Here is a 22,734-nt window from a genome sequence, read left to right on the forward strand (position 1 = left end):
GACCTGTCTCCTGTAGAGTTCGAGAAGCAATATTTCCTGAGACTCAGGTCTGTCTAGGAAACCCGGGGCGATTCACTGCTCCAAATTTGTTAACCCATCTCTCATATTCGGCAAGTTGCTCTCTGTATTGACTTCCTGATGCCTCCACAGCCTGGCGCCAAGCCGCGCATTCAGACTGATATTTCGCCTCTGCGGCCGACTTCGCTTTTCGTGCGTCAACCTCGCAGTCATAGTCGATGCCGGCATAGTGCCAAGCGGGCCGTGAGCTAAAAATAAGATGCGGGCGGCGAATCTCGACCACGTCCATCGTCGGCTCTTTCGGTGGTTGCGGTACAGGAACTGCAACAGGTTTTGGTGGCGGAACAAGTCCCACCGTTTGATTCCATGACTGCATGCCAGAAGCGCCCCACGCTTCACGAATCAAAGCCTTCTCAGCATCACTGCACTTGGTTGAAATCCACCGTTTCGCAGCTATCGATATCTCCTTGTGGGCTCGATCGCGCGCATCTCCCTGCAGTGAATCTACATGGACTCTATAGAGGGCCAAGAACAGTGCTTTAAATCCATCCTTCGTACCCTGGTACCGCAGAGCATCCTGCTTCCAAGAAGCTGCCAAGGCTTTTATTTCGTTGGCATGACGTTGAGCTTGGGAGGCACGGCGCTCTGCATCGTATGCGTCTCGTTGAGCCGCAGCCGCAGCGGACTCTGCATTGCGGCTCCGTGAATTCTGCAAGCCATCCGCGTACCCCTTGATCAATCCACCCATACAGTCCTCCTGTAATTCATCGAAATTTTTTTAGTGCCATTTAAGCATCAGGTAGCGCAGAGAGTTCACCAATACGACCAAAGCAGTGCCATTTAGGCATCAGAAGCACACCACCATGCTTCAAATTTGAGGCCTCGGAGGCCATTTAGTGCTATTCAGGCATCAAGCAACCGTTTGCGCCCCCTCACCTTGCCAATCTAGTGCCATTTAGGCATCAAATGACACCTGCTTTGTCGCTCAAAATCTTTGGGCGCTGGATGTTCTTCAGCACCTTTTGCTCAATGCTCCGCAGTCCGGGCGTGTCGGTGGTCCCAAGGATTTGTTCGACAACCTTAGGCCAGGCACTCCACAAGTTGGCCAAGGATCGGTGCTTGATCTCAAGCTTGGTTTGACCTCGAGTGCACATCCGCTCCACAACCTCATTGAGCGCATCGTTGATTTCATAGAGCTCGTCTTTCGTCAAGTCCATCTCACTGCTCCTGTCTGTTAAAAATTCCTGCTTTAAGAAGACCCCGCTGTCTTCGTTTGGGGTCCTCTCGATCCGTGGGTGCTTTTGTTTTTCCTGCTTCGCGTGAGCCCCAATGCCGTGCGACTAAAAGAGCCAGGTGGAGCCCAGATGCAAGGGCCAGCCCGGAAGCCGCAGCCTGACCGCAGGGAGGGACCGGGTGAGGACTGGGCGCAGCGCACCCTTGCATCTGGGTGGAGCCTGGCTACAGTCGCAAGAAAAGGCATGGGGACGCGGAGCAGGAAAAACACCACGGACCGAGAGAGACGGCGCGCGCCGAGCGCCCCTTGCGGCCATGGGCCGCACTGACCATTGAGCGCAGCGAACCTGCCGCAGGGCGGCTCTCCCGGTGTGGCGCTTGCCTCGCCATCTCCCAGGGTGCGCCCAGCGGCAGGGGTGGCGCGCGGCGCCTTCCCTGGGAGTGTGAGTGAGGGATCGTCACCCGAATGGGCGGGGACTACAGGCCCCGTTCTGCAACGCAGAATAGAGCCCGGTCGGCCCCGCCGGCACTCCCGGATCATTTGAGTTGGCAAGCTGCACCGTTAAAAATGGCAAAACACCATCCAACCACAGCACACGCCACCCACCAAGCATTTGATCGATAGGAGGTGCGCAGACGCGTCCTCAATTTGATGAGGCGCTGATTGAGTAAGCGCTGACGCGCCAACTCTTCCGCCCTCGCTTGCTGCCCAGCAATTCGCGTAAGAACGAAGTGCTGCCACGCCTCCTGTGCACCTACAGCAAGCGCCTCCGCACTGCAAGGACTGCCTGCCAGCCGAGAAGACTCAGCAGCCAAGAATCGAACGACCTCAGCTCGCCAATCAACCACGCATTCGAGGTCCGGTGGGCAATCGGCAAAGTCATAGAAGGATACCGAGTCAGGCAGCTGAGAAAGATGTGGTGCCGCCGCTGCGCGACGATACAAACACAAAAGTACCAAGCAGAAGACCGGCCCATGCGACTCAACTTTCTCGGCACGGGGCAGGCCATGACAAAGTGCATGTGCCACTTCGTGGAGGTAAACGGTGATTAAAGTAAATTGATTCCACAATGTGGCCCGTCCGGCCAAGACAACTCGCCCGTCATCATCGTCACGTCGAATGCGGCCGGCCGGCTGCATTCTGCTGCGCACCTCCACGGGGGGCGGCTCGCCGGCAAAACGGCAAGCCTGTATGGTCGGGGCCAGCATGCGGTCAAACCACCCCGACATTGCCGGCGGCGCCGCAGTGTTCACAAATACCCGCAGCGTCATGGATGTTTTTCCTTGAATTCTGAAATCAGGTGCCGAATTTCTTCGGCCTGCCGAACCGCTGTGTCGTGGAGTGACTGCGCCGCAGCAAGCATTTGCAAGCAAATTTCAAAAAAATCTTCCGCGCTGGGAGCTGCAGTGGGTTGTTGTTCGTTCATATCAAATTCCTGATAGGTAACGGGTTATCGGCGGCTGGCGGCGAATTACCGCCTGACTTCAAGTGCATTGATTTGGCGATCCGATATTCAGTCCAAAATTGAGCGCACACGTTGTGAACAACACTCAGGCGGATCTGCTGTTTGGCAGACTCAAGCGCCTCAGGAATGTCCTGGCCATCATCACAAAAGTGCTGCATCCGCCAGGCAAGTTCTCGGCCATTGGCCAGCAATGTCTGACCGGCTCGCAATTTGGCGATCAGTGCTGCTAAAAAATCTGGGTGAAATTCAACACGATTTTTTGTAATCAGCAGCATTTGATGGAGGCTCATGCCAGCACCTCCCGCAACACCGAGTGCATGGCCAGGGCTTCCGTCACACCGGTCAAGATCCGGTGTGGCTTTGGGTGACAACGCCGGGCGCCAAGCTTGTTCATCGCCAATAGCCGCGGCAGAGGGCGGCTAATGGTTTGCCACACCTCGTACTCTTTGCCGCTGCGGCGGTATGTGCGTTCGCAGATTTGCAGTACCCATTTGTCAGTCGGGTGTGATTTCATTTTTTCCTCCTTGAGTGTTTTGAGTTGACGTCGAGCTTTCAAATCGAGAAAGATTTGTCTTGGCCAGGCGCGCACGCATGGTGGCGAGCTGTTTGGTCGCTCGCTCCTGTTGTGGGGTCAGGCGCGGCGACTCATCGGCGACATGCGCCCGGCGAGCGAGGCGCCGAGTAATGCCCGTCCGTACGGGGCCGAGGTGAAACGTCGGCTCCCGTTCAATCCCTTGATCGGCGAGGCTCCGGTGATCCACACGGGCGGGTTGAGCTGCGACCTCAAGTGCCTGATTGACTAGCGCCGCCCAGCGCTCACGCCAAAAGACCACCTCGCCAGTTTTCTTGTCATCGAGTTCACGACACTTTTCGCCGAAACCATCTTGGGTGAGGCGCCGAGTTGTGGTTAGGACGTGGGCGTGTTCATTTCGGATGTCACCACCTTTTCCCGCCGTGTGGACCGCCACGTCAACAGCGCAAGAGTGCCGTTCTGCAAGCTCCCGGGCGAACTGCACCGCAAGATTTCGCCGTTGCAAAGGGGGGAGTTCATTTGGCAACGCAATCTCGAATTCGCGCGCAACTGTGCTGTTCTTCCGAGTTTCTGATGCCTCTGCCTGGTTCCAGAGCGATTCGCGCTGGCCAGCCCACTGCGGCGCATGGGCTGGAAGCACAAGCTCACGATGCAGCACGCCGGTTTTGCGCCGGTAGTCGAAGGTGCGCCCCAAGCGCGCATCGTGCAGGCGCTGCCCGGCACGATACGCAGAGGCACCGACCGCGGAGCGGCCGTGTGCCCTGCTGACGGTTTTGATGGAAAGATGAAAAATGGCCATGCCGTTTTACCTTTCCATACAGGCGGCGGAGCTGCCGCATAGCGCCGTCGGCGCTACGCTGCCCGCAGGGCCGCACGCAAACTCCGAAGGAGTTTGCATAAGTGCGCCCTTGTCGCTGAAAGCGACCATGGGAGCAGCCGCGCTCACACCTCGCCTCCCTCAGCGATGGAGGCACCATGAGCTGCCCCAGCGAGATCGACTGCAGATAGAGGCAGATCAAACAGCGCACGGTCATCAGGCTTAACCAACCAATCCGCCAAGCGCTTGTGCTGCACTTTCAACTGCTTGGCGCCATCCACACCAAGCTGATCAATAAGAAAGGCTCCCAGCAGAATTTTTCGGCGAGTGTCTGCCTTACGGTTGGCAGAGGCTGCGCGCGCGCGCTGCAGCGCATCCGCCTGCTGTTTTTGGGCTTTAAGCTGAGCGAGTTTTAGACTCAGGTCATCAATTTTCTTTGCCAAATTACTGGACATGCTGATTCTCTTTTTGTTGGTGCTGTGAACGAATTGCCGCAAATCGGGCAAGTATTTCTGGTGGGGGCCGCGTGCCTGCGGCTGGACGACTCTGGGGCACCGCAGCGTGAGAAGATCCAAGCGCTTCACGTGCACGTGCTGAAACACGCGCAGAGCGCAGCGCGGCCTCTTGCTTTGAGTACGTAAGTTGGTCTAGGGGAACTGCCAATATCGACGACAAAAATCGCGGCAAATTCCTGATTCCGCCTGCACCTGCTCGTCCTCGAGCGCGCACAGCACCCGCAAGCTCATCGATTAAAGATTGCTTGACCGCCTGGTCCGTAACTCCGCTCAGGATTCGAAGCAGTTGGTCCAGTTCAAGCTTGGTGCACAGACCCAATGTGAGAAGGTCATCTTCAAAAGCAACAACACAGTTGTTGTTCTCTATTTTTTCTTCTTCTATCTTGTTATCTATATACGGTGCTTTGCCAAGGCTTGGCTGTCCAAGCCGTGGTTCACCACACACTGGTTTTCCGGTGTCTGGTGAAAACACAGGTTCCAATGCGCAGGAGTACTGATGCTCAAATAGTCCCGCCCCCGTATTCCTGCGCTCATGCTTCCAATACCCTGACCGAGCAAGTTGTTGTGTTGCTTTGTAGTAGCGCTCTTGAGACCAGCCGAGTTCAGCCCTTAAACTTGATGTTCTGATTTCCCAGCCTGGTGGTTTGGCGCTCAAAAAGATGATGAGCCACTTGGCATCCTGACTAAGAAGTTTGTGCTGGATTAGCGCCCTCGGGATCTGTTGATACGGCGTCTCGACGGGGGTGAACCGTACTACCCCGCCTTTGCCCGTCATACTGCCTCCCGCTCAATAGCCCTCGCGGTTTTTCGTGGGCGACCTCTAGGTCGACCTAGTGGGGAAGATTCAACCTTTGGCTGGAGTTTGGGAAGCTCCGACTGGGAGGCAGTCAGCCATACAAACACATCCGCCAAGACCCAAAGGTATCGACGTCCGATTTTTCTGGCAGGCGGGGGAACTCTGTGTGGTGCACGCGTCAGGTCGTTCTTAACACTCCTGACCTCACGGTGCAAAATTTTGGCGAGCTCTTGGGTGTCGAGGGTGACATAGCGCGCATCGATGGCAGGCGCATTTTGAGGGAATAAAGTTGTGTGCAAGGCACATCTCCATTGGTCGTCGCGATCGGCAGAAGCTCATCGAGCAACTGAGCGGATATATGCGGCCGAGCCTTGCACCCGGTTAAATTCGGCGCCGACGAACGGACGACCAAATAGCCTACCAATCCTTATTTCGCAACTATGGAGATCACTTCAAAGTGAACACGAGATTTTTCAGCTCGCGGCTGGACTCTAGCACACTCATTTTCACTCGTCACCACTCTCAAAGAAAGAATTTTTCGACAATTCTTTTGGGACACTCTTGGGACAATACGAGTGAGTTTTAGAGAGTATTAGTGAGTCTGAATGAGAGGGGCATTTCACATAACCTATTGATTTATATAGAGTTAGTGGCCTGTCCGGAGGGGATCGAACCCCCGACCCACAGCTTAGAAGGCTGTTGCTCTATCCAACTGAGCTACGGACAGAAAGAACAAAGGCCCTGGAAGGGCCTTTGTTCTTGAATAGTGGTCGGCGTACAAGGATTCGAACCTTGGACCCCCTGCTCCCAAAGCAGGTGCGCTACCAGGCTGCGCTACACGCCGACAGCTGGTATTCTAACCTCGGATGGTTGCCCTCCTTGGCGGGCAGCCCCAATTAATTTGCTTTGCATGCGCACCATGGCTCCCCCCTCTCTCACCCTCCCCTGGCTGGAACCCGGCGACCCATTTCCAGATGTCACCACCGCCTGGGGCACCGACAGTGACGCCCCCGGCCTGTTGTGCATGGGGGCAGACCTGCAGCCCGACACACTGCAGGCCGCCTACGCCCAAGGCATCTTTCCCTGGTTCAGTGAAGGCCAGCCCACACTCTGGTGGAGCCCCGACCCGCGCATGGTGCTGCAAATCAGGAATTTCCGCCTCCACCGATCGCTGCACAAGACCATCACCCGGCTCCTGCAGGCGGGTCGCCTGGAGGTCCGCATGGACCATGCCTTCGGCGCAGTCATCCAGGCCTGTGCACAGACCACACGGCGTGGACAACCGGGAACCTGGATCCTGCCCGACATGGTGCAGGCCTACAGCCAACTCCACGCCCAGGGAATTGCCCACAGCGTGGAAACCTGGATCGATGGCGCATTGGCAGGTGGGTTGTACTGCATCGGCTTGGGCCGCGCGGTGTTTGGTGAATCCATGTTCACTCGCGCGCCAGACGCCTCCAAGATTGCGCTGGCAGGCCTGGTCGCGTTCTGCCGGCAGCATGGCATCCGCATGGTGGACTGCCAGCAGAACACCCCCCACCTGGCCTTCATGGGCGCACGTGAAATTGCACGGGGCGCATTTTTGCAACATGTGCGGCACGCCCGAGCCGAGCCTGCGCCAGCCTGGCGGTTTGACCCCGTATACTGGGATGAGCTTTTGTCTGCTTGATGCCGAATCACCATGACAAACCTGACCGACCTCCCCCTTCAAACGCTGCAGTTCTACGCGACTGCACCCTATGACTGCAGCTACCTGCCAGAGCGGCAGGCACGTTCGCAGGTCGCTACCCCCAGCCATGTGATTGACAATGCCACCTACTCCGACCTGGTGGCCAAGGGTTTTCGGCGCAGTGGCATGTTCACCTACCGCCCCTACTGCGATGGGTGCCAGGCCTGCACGCCGCTGCGGGTAGAAACACAGCACTTTCAGCCCGACCGCAGCCAGCGTCGTGCCTGGAAACAGCATCAGGCACTCCATGTGCGTGTGCTGAACCTGGGGTTCATGGCAGAACACTATGCACTGTATTTGCGCTACCAGACCAGCCGCCATGCGGGTGGTGGCATGGACGAAGACAGCGTAGACCAGTACACCCAGTTTTTGCTGCAAAGCCGGGTGAACTCCCGGTTGGTGGAGTTTCGTGAGCCCAGTACGGACGGCAGCCTGGGTACGCTGAAGATGGTCTCCATCCTCGATGTATTGGAGGATGGCATTTCGGCGGTGTACACCTTTTTCTCGCCCGAGGCCGGTGCCAGCTTTGGTACCTTCAATGTGCTGTGGCAAATTGCCCAGGCCAAGCGGCTGGGGCTCGAATTTGTCTACCTGGGCTACTGGATAGAGCAGAGCCCCAAGATGCGCTACAAGTCCCGTTTTCAGCCCACACAGCTCTTCGTGGACGGGCAGTGGGTTGCGCAAGGTAACATCGGGCGCACAAACCCACCATGACCAAAAAAGAACTCGATCCCCCAAGCACCCCAACCGTTCAGGTCATTGACCGCATGTTCACGCTGATTGACGTGCTGGCCTCCCGCGAAGAGGCCATCCCCCTGAAGGAGATCAGCGAACGGGCCGGGCTGCACCCCTCCACCACCCACCGTATCCTCAACGACCTGGTATCAGGCCGATTTGTGGACCGCCCCCAGTCGGGCAGCTACCGGCTGGGCATGCGTCTGCTGGAGCTGGGCAATTTGGTGAAAGCGCGCCTGAATGTGCGCGATGCGGCGCTGATTCCCATGCGAGAGCTGCACAAGCTCACGCAACAGCCTGTCAACCTGAGTATGCGCCAGGGTGACGAGATCATTTATGTAGAGCGCGCTTACAGCGAGCGTTCGGGCATGCAGGTGGTGCGCGCCATTGGGGGCCGGGCGCCTTTGCACCTTACGTCTGTGGGGAAACTGTTTCTCGCCGCCGATGATCCCCAACGCATTCGCGCCTATGCCACACGCACGGGACTTCAGGGCCATACCAAGAACAGCATCACCGATCTGGCGGCACTGGAGCGAGAACTGTCCAAGGTCCGCCAATATGGCCAAGCCGGAGACAACGAAGAGCTGGAGTTGGGCGTGCGCTGCATGGCAGCAGGCATTTACGACGACCAAGGCAAGCTGGTCGCGGGACTGTCTATTTCAGCACCCTCCGGGCGCCTGGAAGATGATTGGCTGCCCAAACTGAAGGACACGGCCAGACAGATCTCACAAACCCTGGGCTACCACGGCAACTAGCCGCGCCCAGAGCCTTTAGCCGCTCAGTTGGAGACGATGCGACGGTCCGGTTCGCGACTGGCCAGCGGAGAGGAGCGATTCGCCAGAGACGGGGTGGACTCCACCCAGCGGCGTACACGTTCCGCATCCGCGATGCGGCTCAACTTGCCTGCAGAGTCCAGGAACACCATGATGAGCTTGCGCCCTGCAATCTTGGCCTGCATCACCAGGCATTGGCCCGCCTCGGTGATATAGCCGGTCTTTTGCAGACCGATATCCCACGCAGGGTTTTTTACCAACCGGTTGGTGTTGTTGTACTGCAGGGTGCGGTTGCCCACTTCCACTTGGTAGCCTGTGGAGGTCGATAGCTCGCGCAACATGGGGTTGCTGTAGGCATAGTTCACCAGGGTCGCCAGATCTTTGGCGCTGGACTGGTTGCGGCTCGACAGGCCGGTGGGCTCCACGTACTGGGTGTCATGCATACCCAGCATGCGTGCTTTGCTGTTCATCAAACTTACAAAGGTCTGCAGGCCACCGGGGTAGGTGCGGCCCAGCGCGTGGGCAGCGCGGTTTTCACTGGCCATCAAAGCCAGATGCAACAACTCGCCACGGCTAAGCTCGGTGCCCACGCGCAGGCGTGAAGAGCTGCCTTTTTCGGTATCCACATCCGCCTGGGTAATGGCAATAGCTTCGTCCATGGGGAGGTGAGCCTCGCTTACCAGAACGCCGGTCATGAGTTTGGTGATGGAGGCAATCGGCAGCACAGCCGACTCATTCTTGCTGAACAGCACCTCTTTGGTGTCCTGGTCCACCACAAATGCCACACTGGACTTCAGCTCCAATGCATCCTGGGCACCATGCAAGCCTGCCAATTGGCCAAACGAAGGCGGCTTGGGAGCGACCGCTACCTTGGCATGCACCACTTTTTTGTGGATCTTTTTCTTGGCCACCACATGCTTGACCGCATGGGGCGCAATTCGCACTTTTTTACGCTGTGTCGCAGAGGCTTCCACGGGAAGCAACAACAGGGCGGCCACCAAACTGCCAAAACCGAGGTGTACAAGTGCGCGTTTCAACATACGTCCTTTGATTGGTGCAGGCTTACAGCGTGTAACACGATGTACAAAACCTGAAAGTGCCGACAGTTTAATCAAAAAACTTACGCAAGATCAACTACTTGCACACGAAAGTTCAAGAATATTTTGATGTCCGCGCACTGCTAGCCTTGTGCGGCCACCCGATCCGCCTTGCTTTGCAGCTTGTTGAGCGCGCTCAAATAGGCTTTTGCAGACGCAACCACGATGTCGGGATCTGCCCCCACGCCATTGACCACGCGGCCGCTGTTTTGCAGGCGCACCGTGACCTCTCCCTGGCTTTCGGTCGACCCGCTGATCGCATTGACCGAGTACAGGACCATTTCTGCCCCACTCTTCACGAAAGATTCAATGGCTTTAAGGGACGCATCCACCGGGCCGTTGCCATCGGCAGCGCTCTTGACTTCCTTGCCATCCACGGTAAAGACCACCGCAGCGTGGGGACGCTCGCCGGTTTCGCTGTGCTGCGACAGGGACACGAAGCTGTATTGCTCTTTGTCCAGCGTCACACTGTCGTCACTGACCAGCGCGAGGATGTCTTCATCAAAAATATCGCTCTTGCGATCTGCCAGTTCTTTGAAGCGGGCAAATGCGGCGTTGATTTCGGCTTCACTTTCCAGCTGCACACCCAATTCCTGCAGGCGCTGCTTGAAGGCATTGCGACCGCTGAGTTTGCCCAGAACGATCTTGTTGGCGGTCCAACCCACGTCTTCAGCGCGCATGATCTCGTAGGTGTCACGCGCCTTGAGCACGCCATCCTGGTGGATACCAGAGGCATGGGCAAAGGCGTTGGCACCCACCACCGCCTTGTTGGGCTGCACCACGAAGCCCGTGGTCTGGCTCACCATGCGGCTGGCAGCCAGGATGTGCTTGGCATCAATGCCCAGCTCCAGTCCGAAATAGTCCTTGCGGGTTTTCACCGCCATGACGATTTCTTCCAGGCTGCAATTGCCAGCCCGTTCGCCCAAACCATTGATGGTGCATTCCACCTGACGCGCGCCACCAAGCTTCACACCAGCCAAGGAGTTGGCCACCGCCATACCCAGGTCGTTGTGGCAATGCACGGACCAGATGGCCTTGTCGGAGTTGGGAATGCGCTCGCGCAACGTCTTGATGAAGTTGCCATACAACTCGGGAATGGCATAACCCACGGTGTCGGGCACGTTGATGGTGGTGGCGCCTTCGGCGATCACGGCTTCCAGCACGCGGCACAAAAAGTCCACATCACTGCGGTAGCCATCTTCAGGGCTGAACTCCACGTCCGCCACCAAGTTGCGCGCAAAGCGCACCGACTGCTTGGCCTGCTCAAACACCTGGTCCGGCGTCATGCGCAGCTTCTTCTCCATGTGCAATGGGGACGTGGCAATGAACGTGTGAATGCGTGCGCTGTTGGCACCTTTTAGCGCTTCAGCTGCACGCGAGATGTCGCGGTCATTGGCTCGCGACAAGGAACAGATGGTGGAATCCTTGATGGTGTTGGCAATCAGCTGCACAGCCTCAAAGTCACCATTGGAGCTGGCCGCAAAACCGGCCTCGATCACATCCACCCTCAGGCGCTCCAACTGGCGTGCAATGCGCAACTTTTCGTCGCGCGTCATGGACGCACCGGGAGATTGCTCACCGTCGCGCAACGTAGTGTCAAAAATAATCAGTTTGTCAGCCATACCAGTTCTCCTGTTCTTCCAATCACATGTGCAAGCCGCGCTCTTCCGGCTCATCGGTCGAGGTGCTGATCACGCTGGTGCGCACCCCGCGGGCACGACGTACCCCATAAACCACATAGCCGCTCAGGCCGTACACCACGAACACGCCAAACATCACGGTGGGTGGGTCAATATTGATGATCGCGATGCCTAGTGCAATCAATACGATCACGGCAAAGGGCACGCTCCGCTTCATGCTCACGTCCTTGAAGCTGTAGAACGGCACATTGGTCACCATGGTCAGGCCCGCATACAGGGCCAGCGCAAACATGACCCATGGTACGGGTAGCGCGAAGGCGCCGAATCCCAACACACCGCCGCCCTTCAGGCCACTCTCGGTCAGAAGCCAAATGAACCCGGCAACCAAGGCAGCTGCGGCGGGCGATGGCAGGCCCTGGAAGTAGCGCTTGTCCACCACCGTCGTATTCACATTGAAACGCGCCAAACGCAATGCGGCACAGGCACAGTAGACAAAGGCTGCAATCCAGCCCCACCGGCCCAGCCCCTGCAGAGCCCAGACATAGGAAATCAGCGCTGGCGCTGCGCCGAAAGACACCATGTCGGACAAGGAATCCATTTGCTCGCCAAACGCACTTTGCGTGTTGGTCATCCGCGCAACCCGGCCATCCAGGCTGTCCAACACCATGGCGCAAAAAACGCCCACTGCAGCCTGATCAAAACGGCCATTGATGGCCATCACAATGGCATAAAACCCGCCAAACAGCGCAGCAAGCGTAAACAGGTTGGGCAATATGTAAATACCTTTGCGACGCTTTCGCAGCACCACGCCCTCTTGGGGCGTCGTCAGTGATTCAGATCCATCATGCATAAATTCTCCTTGCGCTTGCAGCTGCCAGTGTAAGTCAGCAGACACCCCGAGCAGCCTCTGCGCCACCAACAACAAGGGCCACCGAAGTGGCCCTTGGCGCTACGCAGCAAGCGTATTAGTTGCGGGTCTGGTCGACCAGCTTGTTCTTCGCAATCCAGGGCATCATGGCGCGCAGTTGGGCGCCCACTTTTTCGATGGAATGTTCAGAAGTCAGGCGGCGGCGTGCAGTCATGCTGGGGTAGCCGGTACGGCCTTCCAGAATGAACATCTTCGCGTATTCGCCAGTCTGGATGCGCTTCAGGGCGTTGCGCATGGCCACGCGGGATTCGGCGTTGATCACTTCAGGGCCGGTCACGTACTCACCGTACTCCGCATTGTTGGAGATGGAGTAGTTCATGTTGGCAATGCCGCCTTCGTAGATCAGGTCGACGATGAGCTTGAGCTCGTGCAGGCATTCGAAGTAGGCCATTTCAGGGGCGTAACCGGCTTCGACCAGGGTTTCGTAACCCATCTTGATCAGCTCGACGGCACCGCCGCACAGCACGGCTTGTTCGCCGAACAAGTCAGTTTCGGTTTCTTCCTTGAAGTTGGTTTCAATGATGCCGGCCTTGCCGCCACCATTGGCCATGGCGTAGCTCAGGGCCAAGTCACGGGCCTTGCCGCTCTTGTCCTGATGCACAGCCACCAGGTGGGGCACGCCGCCACCCTGGGTGTAGGTGTTGCGCACGGTGTGGCCAGGCGCCTTGGGGGCGACCATCCACACGTCCAAATCTGCGCGAGGCACGACTTGGTTGTAGTGGACGTTGAAACCGTGGGCGAAGGCCAGCGAAGCGCCTTGCTTGATGTTGGGTTCGACGTTGTTCTTGTACACGCCAGCGATGTCTTCATCGGGCAACAAAATCATGACCACGTCGGCCGCCTTGACGGCATCGTTGACTTCCATCACGTTCAGGCCGGCCTTGCCAACCTTGTCCCAGGAAGCGCCACCTTTGCGCAGACCGACCACGACCTTCACGCCGCTGTCGTTCAGGTTCTGTGCGTGGGCGTGGCCTTGGGAACCGTAGCCGATGATGGCAACTGTCTTGCCCTTGATGAGGCTCAGATCACAATCTTTGTCGTAAAAAACTTTCATCACTTCTCTCCTAAAAATGGTTTGGCGAAATGCCCTTCGACAGGCTCAGGGCGAACGATGTACGTTGATCGCCACAGCAAGGTCCGTTCGCGTTGAGCCTGTCGAAACGCGCGCTCGGACCTGACAAACTAAACCCGCAGGATTCTCTCACCCCGGCCAATGCCACTGGAGCCCGTGCGCACTGTTTCCAGAATCGCCGCACGCTCGATGGCTTCGAGGAATGCATCGTTCTTGGACTGATCACCCGTGAGTTCGATGGTGTAACTCTTCTCCGTGACGTCGATGATGCGGCCGCGGAAGATGTCCGCCATGCGCTTCATCTCTTCACGTTCCTTGCCCACCGCGCGCACCTTGACCATCATGAGCTCACGCTCGATGTAGGCCCCCTCAGTCAGATCCACCACCTTGACCACTTCAATCAGGCGATTCAGGTGCTTGGTGATTTGTTCAATGACGTCGTCCGATCCGGTGGTCTGGATGGTCATGCGCGACAGGCTCGGATCTTCCGTGGGGGCCACGGTCAGCGATTCAATGTTGTAACCGCGGGCCGAAAACAAGCCCACTACGCGGGAAAGAGCGCCTGGCTCGTTTTCCAGCAAAACTGCAATGATGTGTTTCATAACTACCGATTCCTCTTTTCGTTGCCCTCCCCGTGCAGCGGTAACCGCACAGCTCGGCAGACAATAGATTCTTCAAAAATGATAGCAGTCAGCGCCCGTTCCACGAGGGCTAGACCGCTAAATGGCTTTGCTCCGGGTTACAGGTCCTCCGCACCCAGCAGCATTTCGGTGATGCCCTTGCCGGCCTGCACCATGGGGAACACGTTCTCCGTGGGGTCGGTACGGAAGTCCATGAACACCGTGCGGTCCTTGAGCTTGCGGGCCTCGCGCAGGGCGGGCTCCACATCACCGGGTTTTTCGATCAGCATGCCGACGTGGCCATAAGCCTCAGCCAGCTTGACGAAGTTAGGCAGCGCATCCATGTAGCTGTGGCTGTAGCGGCCTTCGTACTCGACCTCTTGCCACTGTCGCACCATGCCCAGGTAGCGGTTGTTCAGCGAGCAGATCTTGATCGGCGTGTTGTACTGCAGGCAGGTCGACAGCTCTTGAATGTTCATCTGCACCGAGCCTTCGCCGGTGATACAGAACACTTCGCTGTCGGGCTTGGCCAGCTTGATGCCCATGGCATAGGGAATGCCCACGCCCATGGTGCCCAGGCCACCGGAGTTGATCCAGCGGCGTGGTTCGTCAAACTTGTAGTACTGCGCAGCCCACATCTGGTGCTGGCCCACGTCGGACGTGATGTAAGTATCAGCATCCTTGGTCATGTTCCACAGCGTTTCCACCACGTACTGGGGCTTGATGACATCGCCATTGCCCTTGCTGTACTTCATGCAGTCGCGCTTGCGCCAGCCTTCAATCGTGTCCCACCAGGCACCCAAGGCATTGGCGTCGGGCTTGACGCTGCCTTCGCGGATCATGGCGATCATTTCGCTGAGCACGTCTTTCACGTCGCCCACGATCGGGATGTCGACCTTCACACGCTTGGAGATGCTCGACGGATCAATGTCGATATGGATGATCTTGCGTTCGTTTTGCGCAAAGTGCTTGGGGTTGCCAATCACGCGGTCGTCAAAACGGGCACCCACCGCCAACAGCACGTCGCAGTTTTGCATCGCATTGTTGGCTTCCACCGTGCCGTGCATGCCCAGCATGCCCAGGAACTTGGAAGAGCTGGCAGGGTAAGCACCCAGGCCCATCAAGGTGTTGGTGCAGGGGTAACCCAGCATGTCCACCAGCGTGCGCAGCTCGTTGGACGCATTGCTCAGCAACACGCCACCACCGGTATAGATGTAGGGGCGCTTGGCCGCCAGCAGCAGTTGCAAGGCCTTGCGGATCTGGCCGCCATGGCCCTTGCGCACCGGGTTGTAGGAGCGCATTTCCACAGTCTCAGGGTAGCCGTAGTAGGGAACCTTCTTGAAGGACACGTCCTTGGGGATGTCCACCACCACGGGGCCGGGACGGCCGCTGCGCGCAATGTGGAACGCCTTTTTCATGACCTCGGCCATGTCCTTGGCGTCCTTGACCAGAAAGTTGTGCTTCACGATGGGGCGGGTAATGCCCACGGTATCGCATTCCTGGAAGGCATCCAGACCAATGGCGTGCGTGGGGACTTGCCCACTGATGATCACCATGGGTATGCTGTCCATGTACGCCGTGGCGATACCAGTGACCGCATTGGTCAGGCCTGGGCCGGAGGTGACCAGGGCCACGCCCACGTCACCCGTGGCGCGGGCATAGCCGTCGGCCGCGTGCACGGCGGCCTGCTCATGGCGCACCAGCACGTGCTGGATGGTGTCTTGTTTGTAGAACGCGTCGTAAATGTGCAAAACCGCACCGCCGGGGTAACCCCAGATGTACTTGACGTTCTCGGCCTGAAGGGATTTGACCAGCACCTCGGCACCACGCAACTCGGGCACGGCAGGGGTGGCAGCAGAAGATTTGGACGCAGAGGATGCCGAAGCGATTTCAGCTTTAGTAATTTCCATGATGAACCTTTGTGAATTTCTCTAACGAAAAACCTTGGGTGCCCCTACGCAAACTCTTGTGGAGTCGTGTCGGGACTTGAGATCCAGGCCATGAGCGCACCGAATATTGCGCCGAACCAGGATCCGTTTGCCTTTTGATTTGCAACCGCATTATCGCACTGGTTTGCGCCGCCCCCCAAATGGGCGCAGCGGCGGCGCGCCAAAATGCCATAATTGCGCCGCCCTAAAAGCTCCTCCAGCCGTGCCTGATGCCGGCTGTTTTGCCCCAACCTCCCAGCAAGGCTGCTCCCGCTTGGCTACCGAACAAGAACTGTCTGATTTTTTGAAAAGCGTCGAGCGACGTGCGTTCAAACGTTCGGTCTACCACGTACGCAACGACGAAGCTGCCCTGGATATCGTGCAAGACAGCATGATGAAGCTGGCCGAGCATTACGGACACAAACCGGTGGAGGAGCTGCCCATGCTGTTCCACCGCATCCTTTCCAACTGCACACTGGACTGGTTCAGGCGGCAAAAAACCCACAACGCGCTGTTTTCCAATATGGGGGACTTCGAGTCCAACCAGGACGATGGGGACTTTGACCTGCTGGAGACTCTGCACGCCTCCAGTACGCCTGAACAAAACGAGAGCGCTGAGACCCAGACCGAACGGGCACAAACATTGCTTTCTATTGAGGAAGAGATATTGCAGTTGCCAACGCGTCAACGCGAAGCGTTTCTGATGCGTTACTGGGAGGATATGGACGTTGCGGAGACTGCCGCCGCAATGGGCTGCTCGCAAGGCAGCGTGAAAACACATTGTTCCCGGGCGGTACACGCGCTCGGTGCCGCATTGAAAGCGAAGGGGATCCGACTATGACGAGCAAATCGCACACCACCAGCCGACCATTCGACCAAGATACGTTGGGCCGCGCCATCGCGACCCGCCTGTCGGACGCCACACAGGAGTTGCCGCATGACATTACGCAGCGGCTCAAGGCTGCGCGCATGCTGGCTCTGGAAAAACGCAAAGTGCTCAAATTGAGCGTGGCCACAGGTGTGGCAGCCTCCGGTAACGCTGCGGTCATGCACCTTGGTGATGCGCCCCAGGGCAAATGGCGCCAGTTGGGGGCTTGGCTGCCACTGTTTGCCTTGGTGGCTGGTCTGCTCACCATTGGGTTTATCCAGGATGACTACCGCGCACGCGAAATTGCTGACGTAGATGCAGAAATCCTGACCGACGAACTGCCCCCCGCAGCCTTTACTGACCCAGGCTTTGCCCAGTTCCTGCGCGTGAACCGTGGCGAGTAAGCTTGGCGTACATGACATCCAGGTTTTTGCTGTGAATTTCTGCCGTTTCTCCCCCCTCATGACCCGCGCAAGCCAAATTGTCTTGGCTGCGCTCGTGTTGGGCGCAAGTGCATCTGGCGCCGCATGGGCACAGTCCGCAGCGCGAAGCGGCAACAGCACGTCGTCCCCACTCTCATCCCTTGCCTGGAGCGACCTGAGTGCCCCGCAACGCCAGTCTCTGCAGCCCTTAGCGACCACCTGGGACACCCTGAGCGATGGCCACAAGCGCAAATGGATTGCCGTTGCGCAAAACTATGCCAATCTGGGTCCTGTCGAACAGGCAAAAATGCACAGTCGCATGGCCGAGTGGGCGGCCCTCAAGCCACGTGACCGAGAACTGGCCCGCCTGAACTTTGCTGAGGCAAAAAAGGTGGAGCCTGCCAAGCGCGCCGCCGACTGGGAGGCCTACCAGGCGCTAAGCCCTGAGGAAAAGCAAAAGCTGGCCAGCAAAGCCGCTGGCAAACCTGCTGGCGCCGCCGTTTCCACCAAACCACTGGCCACGGCGAGCAAACTCACGCCAGTGCCGATTACCCGGCATACGCCCGAAGAAGAACGCTCCAAAATCACCGCCCAGCAACAGGTCGACCCCAATACCTTGCTACCGGTGGTGGCGCCCTGATCCTGCCCGGACAGCCAGGGGGCGCTTTGGCTAACTGGCCGTCTCTACAATCGGCGCATGCTTTCTTCTGCTCCCGCTTCCGAACTCCCCGCTTCTGTTTTTGACACCCCCGGCTTGGGCCGGCGCATGGCCTGCTGGCTGTACGAAGGAATTTTGCTGTTCGGTGTGGTTTTTTTGGCCGGCTACCTCTTCAGCACCCTGAGTCAGACTCGCAATGCGCTGGACAACCGGCACGCGTTGCAGGCGTTCGTCTTTGTGGTGTTCGGCATCTATTTCGTCTGGTTCTGGGGCCATGGCCAAACTCTGGCCATGAAGACCTGGAATATCCGACTGGTGGACCGCGACGGCCAGCGTGTCACCCAATTGCGCGCCTTGGGGCGCTACGTCGTGAGCTGGGTCTGGTTGTTGCCACCGCTGGCTGCAGTGGCGCCCTTTCACCTCAATGCAGGTGAAATCATCGTCATCACCATCGGTTGGGTAGCCGTCTGGGCCCTGCTGAGTCGCTTTCACCCGCAACGCCAGTTCTGGCACGATGCGCTGGCTGGCACCCGGCTGGTCACTTCCCCGCCCCTGAGCCGCTGAACGACTCCCTCTTCGTCATGGAACCTACTTTGTCGTCTGCTGACACCCCGGTGAACCCGCAAAAAGAACGCACAGGCTTGAACCGCGTGTGGCACGCCTTCGGCTACTCCCTAGCCGGACTGCGCGCCGGCTGGGGCGAAACTGCCTTCCGCCAGGAATGCATCGCCGCCTTCGTGCTGGTACCGCTGGCCTTCTGGCTGGGCCGCAGCTGGGTGGAAGTGGCCCTGCTGGCAGGCAGCATGCTGCTGCTCATGGTGGTGGAGTTGCTCAACACCGCGATTGAGACCGCCATTGACCGCGTAGGCCCCGAGTGGCACGACCTGTCCAAGCGCGCCAAGGATATGGGCAGCGCCGCGGTGCTGCTGAGCCTGCTGGTCTGCGCAGGCATCTGGCTGGCCGCGCTGGCCCAGCGCTTTTTCGCATGAACAACAAGCTCGTCGCCCCCAACTTCTCCCTCTGCGTCTACTGCGGCTCGCGCCCTGGTAGCGACCCGGCCTATATGGAGGTAGCGCAGGAGGTGGGCCGCTGGATTGCCGAACATGGCGGCCAGCTGGTCTATGGCGGCGGGCACAACGGCCTCATGGGTGCGGTGGCCGACGCGACGCTGCAGGCCGACGGCCGCGTGGTGGGCATCATCCCCCAGGCGCTGGTGGACAAGGAATGGGCGCACCGGGGTTGCACCGAGCTGCATGTGGTGGACACCATGCACGACCGCAAGCGCATGATGGCCGAACGCGCCGATGCCTTTCTGGCGCTGCCCGGCGGGATAGGAACGCTGGAAGAATTGTTCGAGGTTTGGACCTGGCGCCAACTGGCCTACCACGACAAACCCATTGGCCTGCTAAATACGGCAGGCTACTACCAGGGACTCGTGGACTTCATGGGCACCACCATCACCCAGGGCTTTCTGGGCGAGTGGCAGATGGGGTTGGTGCGGGTGAGTGACACGCCGCAGGCGCTGCTGCCGGAATTAGTGCAGGCCGCGGGCCTGGTACCGGCCGCGCGGCTGGAAAATATCTAGGACTTAGACGGCAGACTCGTCCTGCTCGCCGGTGCGGATGCGGATCACGCGTTCCACGCTGGTCACGAAGATCTTGCCATCGCCAATCTTGCCGGTGTGCGCGGCCTTGACGATGGCGTCCACGCAGCGGTCCACGTCTTCGGTCTTCACGACCACTTCCACCTTCACCTTGGGCAGAAAGTCCACCACGTACTCCGCGCCGCGGTAGAGTTCGGTGTGGCCCTTCTGGCGGCCAAAACCCTTCACTTCGGTCACGGTCAGGCCGGTCACGCCGCATTCGGCCAAGGCCTCGCGCACTTCTTCGAGCTTGAACGGTTTAACGACGGCGGTGATTTGTTTCATGGTCTTGTCTCGGTGAGGGAATGAACTGGGCCGGGCTGCTGGCTCACGCCCGGAATTTGCTGGTAATAGGATAACGCCAATCCTTGCCAAAGCTGCGGTGTGTGACACGAATGCCCACGGGCGCCTGGCGGCGTTTGTACTCGTTGATCTTGATGAGGCGGGTCACCTTTTCCACGTCGGCCCGGGCAAACCCTGCCGCGATGATGGACTCGATGCTCTCGTCGTTCTCCATGTAGCGCTCCAGAATGCCGTCCAGCACTTCGTAGGGCGGCAGGCTGTCTTGGTCCTTCTGGTCAGGGCGCAGCTCGGCGCTGGGCGGACGCGTGATGATGCGCTCGGGAATGGGCGCGCTGCCCGTGCCATACGGGTCATGCAGGTTGCGCCAGCGGCAGAGCTTGAACACCGTGGTTTTGGCCAAGTCTTTGATGACGGCAAAGCCGCCCGCCATGTCGCCATACAGCGTGCAGTAGCCCGTGGCCATCTCACTCTTGTTGCCCGTGGTGAGCACAATGCTGCCGAACTTGTTGGACAACGCCATGAGCAGCGTGCCGCGGATGCGGGCCTGGATGTTCTCCTCGGTCGTGTCTTCGGCGCGGCCCACAAAGTGCGGTGCCAGCGATGCCTTGAAAGCCTCGAACTCGGGCACGATGGAAATCTCGTCATAGCGCACGCCCAGGCGGGCGGCCATGTCGCGCGCGTCGATCCAGCTGATGTCGGCTGTGTAGGGCGAAGGCATCATCACGGCACGTACCTTGTCCTTGCCAATCGCGTCCACCGCCACGGCCAGCACCAACGCAGAATCGATGCCGCCGGAAAGGCCCAGCAGCGCACCGGGGAAGCCGTTTTTGCCGATGTAGTCGCGCACACCCAGCACCAGCGCATCCCACAGGTCCGCTTCCGGACTGCGCTCGGGCTCCACCGTCGCTACGATTTTCATAGCTGCTGGCGCACGTTCCACGAGGGCTGGGAACAGATTCTCCTTGAAACTGGGGGCGCGGCCAGCCACCGAGCCGTCGGCGTTCAGCGCAAACGAGTGGCCTTCAAACACCACCTCGTCCTGCCCGCCCACTAGGTGGGCATAGACCAGGGGCAGACCCGTGGCCTGGCAGCGCTTGGCCATCATGGCCTCGCGCTCGTAGCCCTTGCCCACATGGAAGGGAGACGCGTTGATGACGGCCAGCAGCTCGGCCCCGGCCTCCTTGGCAAGGCGCGCGGGCTCTTCAAACCAAGCATCTTCGCAAATCAGCAGGCCCACCTTCACAGCGTCAGCGCCCTCGCCTGCCGTGAACACGCAGACGCCGTTGCCGGGCGTGAAGTAGCGGCGCTCGTCAAACACCTGGTAGTTGGGCAGCTCGCGCTTGGCATAGGTGGCGACCACCTGGCCCTCGCGCAGCACGCTGGCGGCGTTGTGGCGTTGCTGCACCGCTACCGAACGCGTGCGGCTGTCGCCCCCAGTGGGGTGGCCCACCACGACGCTGAGGCCTTTTAACCCGGCAAGCTGCTGGGCCACGGCTTTCACGGCATCATCGCAGGCAGAGACAAAGGCGGGGCGCAGAAACAGGTCTTCGGCCGCGTAACCGCAAATGGAGAGTTCGGGGGTCAGCACCAGGCGCGCGCCGTCGGTGTAGGCCTGGGTCGCTGCATCGACGATTTTTTTGACGTTTCCATCCAGATCGCCAACGATGAAATTGAGTTGCGCAACGCACAGTGAAAGAGTCATGAACCAGCCAATAGTTGTTCGGGGCGGCGCAGTGGGCGCCGCCATGGCGCAGGGTGCGCTCCATGGGTGAAGTCAATTATGTCATCGGGGTCCACGCCTCGGTGCACGGTGTGGACGCAGCCGCCTGGGACGGCCTGCTGGCCGTCCAGTCGCAACCCAGCCCCTTCATGCGCCACGCCTACCTGGCCGCGATGGAAGACAGCGGCAGCGCCAGCCCCGCCACGGGCTGGACGCCGCAGTGCATCACCCTGCACACGGGCGGCGTGCTGCAGGCCGCCTGCATGGTTTACCTCAAGCACCACTCCTACGGCGAATACGTGTTCGACTGGGCCTGGGCCAGCGCCTACCAGCAGCACGGGGTGCCCTACTACCCCAAGGCGGTGATTGCGGTGCCCTTCACGCCCGTGCCGGGTGCGCGGCTGCTGGCGCGGGATGGCGAAGCACGGGCCGCGTTGCTGCGGGCCGTGGTGGACTGGTGCGAAGACGTGGGCGCGTCGTCGCTGCACACGCTGTTTGCCAGTGACGACGACGTGCAAGCGAGCGATGACACCGGCTTGATGCTGCGCCACACCGTCCAGTTCCATTGGCAGAACACCCACCCCGGCTATTCCGACTTCGATGCTTTCCTCGCCAGCCTGGCGCAGGACAAGCGCAAGAAGATCCGGCAGGAGCGGCGCAAGGTGGCCGAGGCTGGCGTGACGTTTCGCCACATACAGGCCGCAGACATCTCCAAGACCGACTGGGACTTTTTCTACCGCTGCTACGAGCGCACCTACCTGGAGCACGGCAACCCGCCCTACCTGAACCGCGACTTCTTTGCGCGCATGGCCCGCACCATGCCGGAGAACTGGCTGCTGTTTGTGGCCGACCGCAATGGCCGCCCCATTGCTAGCAGTTTGATAGCTGTTGGCGCATATTCCACGGGGGCTAGCGTGGCCTATGGCCGTTACTGGGGGGCACTGGAGCCGGTGGACTGCCTGCACTTTGAGGCCTGCTACTACCAGCCGTTGGCCTGGTGCATTGCCAATGGCTACCAGCGTTTTGAGGGCGGCGCGCAGGGCGAGCACAAGATGGCGCGGGCGCTGCTACCCGTCAAAACCACCAGCACGCACTGGCTGGCGCACCCGGCCTTTGCCGACGCCGTGGCCCGCTTTCTGGAGCGCGAGGGCCAGGGAATCGGCCACTACCTGGACGACCTGGGCCAGCGCTCGCCGTTCAAACGGCCAGCCTAACCCTCTCG

The 22,734-nt window shown here is 59.2% G+C and carries 27 protein-coding genes and 2 tRNA genes; 10 read left to right on the forward strand and 19 right to left on the reverse strand.

Annotated elements, in window-relative coordinates; translation table 11 throughout:
• Window positions 1-43 precede the first annotated feature (43 nt).
• The 11 genes from AC07OE_RS05750 to AC07OE_RS05800 all read right to left on the reverse strand — a co-directional run bounded on the left by AC07OE_RS05750 (window position 44) and on the right by AC07OE_RS05800 (window position 6,221).
• The gene (locus AC07OE_RS05750; RefSeq protein WP_495069610.1) at window positions 44-766 is read right to left on the reverse strand and encodes a hypothetical protein; all 723 of its coding nucleotides are present in this window, start codon (window positions 764-766) and stop codon (window positions 44-46) included.
• 214 nt (window positions 767-980) lie between these two features.
• The gene (locus tag AC07OE_RS05755) at window positions 981-1,235 is read right to left on the reverse strand and encodes a hypothetical protein (protein WP_495069611.1); all 255 of its coding nucleotides are present in this window, start codon (window positions 1,233-1,235) and stop codon (window positions 981-983) included.
• A 553-nt stretch (window positions 1,236-1,788) separates the two neighbouring features.
• The gene (locus AC07OE_RS05760; RefSeq protein ID WP_495069612.1) at window positions 1,789-2,523 is read right to left on the reverse strand and encodes a hypothetical protein; all 735 of its coding nucleotides are present in this window, start codon (window positions 2,521-2,523) and stop codon (window positions 1,789-1,791) included.
• On the reverse strand, window positions 2,520-2,678 hold the full coding sequence (locus AC07OE_RS05765; RefSeq protein WP_495069613.1) for a hypothetical protein: 159 nt from the start codon (window positions 2,676-2,678) through the stop codon (window positions 2,520-2,522). The genes AC07OE_RS05760 and AC07OE_RS05765 overlap by 4 nt, the downstream gene beginning before the upstream one ends.
• Window positions 2,675-3,007, reverse strand: coding sequence for a hypothetical protein (locus AC07OE_RS05770; RefSeq protein ID WP_495069614.1), 333 nt, complete (start codon window positions 3,005-3,007; stop codon window positions 2,675-2,677). Before AC07OE_RS05770 ends, AC07OE_RS05765 begins: the two co-directional genes overlap by 4 nt.
• A complete protein-coding gene (locus AC07OE_RS05775) occupies window positions 3,004-3,231 on the reverse strand; it encodes a hypothetical protein (protein ID WP_495069615.1) in 228 nt (75 codons plus the stop codon). Before AC07OE_RS05775 ends, AC07OE_RS05770 begins: the two co-directional genes overlap by 4 nt.
• The gene (mobQ, locus tag AC07OE_RS05780) at window positions 3,212-4,048 is read right to left on the reverse strand and encodes a MobQ family relaxase (RefSeq protein ID WP_495069616.1); all 837 of its coding nucleotides are present in this window, start codon (window positions 4,046-4,048) and stop codon (window positions 3,212-3,214) included. Before mobQ ends, AC07OE_RS05775 begins: the two co-directional genes overlap by 20 nt.
• 143 nt (window positions 4,049-4,191) lie before the next feature.
• Window positions 4,192-4,521 carry a mobilization protein gene (locus AC07OE_RS05785; protein WP_495069617.1) on the reverse strand — a complete coding sequence of 110 codons (330 nt, stop codon included), beginning with the start codon at window positions 4,519-4,521 and terminating at the stop codon, window positions 4,192-4,194.
• Window positions 4,511-5,356, reverse strand: coding sequence for a hypothetical protein (locus AC07OE_RS05790; RefSeq protein WP_495069618.1), 846 nt, complete (start codon window positions 5,354-5,356; stop codon window positions 4,511-4,513). Before AC07OE_RS05790 ends, AC07OE_RS05785 begins: the two co-directional genes overlap by 11 nt.
• A 671-nt stretch (window positions 5,357-6,027) precedes the next feature.
• Window positions 6,028-6,104 (reverse strand) — tRNA-Arg (locus AC07OE_RS05795).
• Between the two features lie 40 nt (window positions 6,105-6,144).
• Window positions 6,145-6,221, reverse strand: a tRNA-Pro gene (locus AC07OE_RS05800).
• 75 nt (window positions 6,222-6,296) lie between these two features.
• Between AC07OE_RS05800 and aat the strand changes: the two genes are divergently transcribed.
• Genes aat through AC07OE_RS05815 form a run of 3 tightly spaced genes read left to right on the forward strand, consistent with a single transcriptional unit; the run spans window position 6,297 to window position 8,596 of the window.
• Window positions 6,297-7,046: a leucyl/phenylalanyl-tRNA--protein transferase gene (gene aat / locus AC07OE_RS05805; protein ID WP_495069619.1), complete on the forward strand. Its 750-nt coding sequence runs from the start codon at window positions 6,297-6,299 to the stop codon at window positions 7,044-7,046.
• 12 nt (window positions 7,047-7,058) lie between these two features.
• Window positions 7,059-7,820 (forward strand): arginyltransferase, encoded by a 762-nt coding sequence (locus tag AC07OE_RS05810; RefSeq protein ID WP_495069620.1) that lies wholly within the window; start codon window positions 7,059-7,061, stop codon window positions 7,818-7,820.
• Window positions 7,817-8,596: an IclR family transcriptional regulator gene (locus tag AC07OE_RS05815; RefSeq protein ID WP_495069621.1), complete on the forward strand. Its 780-nt coding sequence runs from the start codon at window positions 7,817-7,819 to the stop codon at window positions 8,594-8,596. The genes AC07OE_RS05810 and AC07OE_RS05815 overlap by 4 nt, the downstream gene beginning before the upstream one ends.
• Window positions 8,597-8,619: 23 nt before the next feature.
• Here the strand turns inward: AC07OE_RS05815 and pbpG are convergent, their stop codons facing one another.
• The 6 genes from pbpG to AC07OE_RS05845 form a co-directional block, all read right to left on the reverse strand.
• Window positions 8,620-9,651, reverse strand: a complete 1,032-nt coding sequence (pbpG, locus tag AC07OE_RS05820) for a D-alanyl-D-alanine endopeptidase (protein WP_495069622.1) — start codon at window positions 9,649-9,651, stop codon at window positions 8,620-8,622.
• Window positions 9,652-9,794: 143 nt separating this feature from the next.
• Window positions 9,795-11,333 carry a 2-isopropylmalate synthase gene (locus AC07OE_RS05825; protein WP_495069623.1) on the reverse strand — a complete coding sequence of 513 codons (1,539 nt, stop codon included), beginning with the start codon at window positions 11,331-11,333 and terminating at the stop codon, window positions 9,795-9,797.
• 22 nt (window positions 11,334-11,355) lie between these two features.
• Window positions 11,356-12,201, reverse strand: a complete 846-nt coding sequence (gene pssA, locus AC07OE_RS05830) for a CDP-diacylglycerol--serine O-phosphatidyltransferase (RefSeq protein WP_495069624.1) — start codon at window positions 12,199-12,201, stop codon at window positions 11,356-11,358.
• 115 nt (window positions 12,202-12,316) lie between these two features.
• Window positions 12,317-13,333 (reverse strand): ketol-acid reductoisomerase, encoded by a 1,017-nt coding sequence (ilvC, locus tag AC07OE_RS05835; RefSeq protein ID WP_495069625.1) that lies wholly within the window; start codon window positions 13,331-13,333, stop codon window positions 12,317-12,319.
• Between the two features lie 128 nt (window positions 13,334-13,461).
• Complete coding sequence (gene ilvN, locus AC07OE_RS05840) at window positions 13,462-13,953, reverse strand: acetolactate synthase small subunit (protein ID WP_294768691.1); 492 nt, start codon at window positions 13,951-13,953, stop codon at window positions 13,462-13,464.
• Between the two features lie 137 nt (window positions 13,954-14,090).
• Window positions 14,091-15,881 (reverse strand): acetolactate synthase 3 catalytic subunit, encoded by a 1,791-nt coding sequence (locus AC07OE_RS05845; protein ID WP_495069626.1) that lies wholly within the window; start codon window positions 15,879-15,881, stop codon window positions 14,091-14,093.
• Window positions 15,882-16,173: 292 nt separating this feature from the next.
• Between AC07OE_RS05845 and AC07OE_RS05850 the strand changes: the two genes are divergently transcribed.
• Genes AC07OE_RS05850 through AC07OE_RS05875 form a run of 6 tightly spaced genes read left to right on the forward strand, consistent with a single transcriptional unit; the run spans window position 16,174 to window position 19,432 of the window.
• Window positions 16,174-16,740, forward strand: coding sequence for an RNA polymerase sigma factor (locus AC07OE_RS05850; RefSeq protein ID WP_495070077.1), 567 nt, complete (start codon window positions 16,174-16,176; stop codon window positions 16,738-16,740).
• The gene (locus tag AC07OE_RS05855) at window positions 16,737-17,171 is read left to right on the forward strand and encodes a DUF3619 family protein (RefSeq protein ID WP_495069627.1); all 435 of its coding nucleotides are present in this window, start codon (window positions 16,737-16,739) and stop codon (window positions 17,169-17,171) included. Before AC07OE_RS05850 ends, AC07OE_RS05855 begins: the two co-directional genes overlap by 4 nt.
• A gap of 58 nt (window positions 17,172-17,229) precedes the next feature.
• A complete protein-coding gene (locus AC07OE_RS05860) occupies window positions 17,230-17,829 on the forward strand; it encodes a DUF3106 domain-containing protein (protein ID WP_495069628.1) in 600 nt (199 codons plus the stop codon).
• Window positions 17,830-17,886: 57 nt separating this feature from the next.
• Window positions 17,887-18,411 (forward strand): RDD family protein, encoded by a 525-nt coding sequence (locus AC07OE_RS05865; protein WP_495069629.1) that lies wholly within the window; start codon window positions 17,887-17,889, stop codon window positions 18,409-18,411.
• Window positions 18,412-18,428: 17 nt separating this feature from the next.
• Window positions 18,429-18,836 carry a diacylglycerol kinase gene (locus AC07OE_RS05870; protein ID WP_495069630.1) on the forward strand — a complete coding sequence of 136 codons (408 nt, stop codon included), beginning with the start codon at window positions 18,429-18,431 and terminating at the stop codon, window positions 18,834-18,836.
• On the forward strand, window positions 18,833-19,432 hold the full coding sequence (locus AC07OE_RS05875; protein WP_495069631.1) for an LOG family protein: 600 nt from the start codon (window positions 18,833-18,835) through the stop codon (window positions 19,430-19,432). The genes AC07OE_RS05870 and AC07OE_RS05875 overlap by 4 nt, the downstream gene beginning before the upstream one ends.
• A gap of 3 nt (window positions 19,433-19,435) precedes the next feature.
• Here AC07OE_RS05875 and AC07OE_RS05880 read toward each other — a convergent pair whose 3' ends face one another.
• Together AC07OE_RS05880 and AC07OE_RS05885 are read right to left on the reverse strand one after the other, a co-directional pair.
• Window positions 19,436-19,774 carry a P-II family nitrogen regulator gene (locus AC07OE_RS05880; protein WP_479598869.1) on the reverse strand — a complete coding sequence of 113 codons (339 nt, stop codon included), beginning with the start codon at window positions 19,772-19,774 and terminating at the stop codon, window positions 19,436-19,438.
• A 43-nt stretch (window positions 19,775-19,817) separates the two neighbouring features.
• Window positions 19,818-21,494 (reverse strand): NAD+ synthase, encoded by a 1,677-nt coding sequence (locus AC07OE_RS05885; RefSeq protein WP_495069632.1) that lies wholly within the window; start codon window positions 21,492-21,494, stop codon window positions 19,818-19,820.
• 62 nt (window positions 21,495-21,556) lie between these two features.
• On the opposite strand from AC07OE_RS05885, the gene AC07OE_RS05890 reads away from it, so the two are divergent.
• A complete protein-coding gene (locus AC07OE_RS05890; protein ID WP_495069633.1) occupies window positions 21,557-22,726 on the forward strand; it encodes a GNAT family N-acetyltransferase in 1,170 nt (389 codons plus the stop codon).
• Window positions 22,727-22,734 lie beyond the last annotated feature (8 nt).

The sequence above is a fragment of the Rhodoferax sp. GW821-FHT09E07 genome, assembly GCF_059416145.1.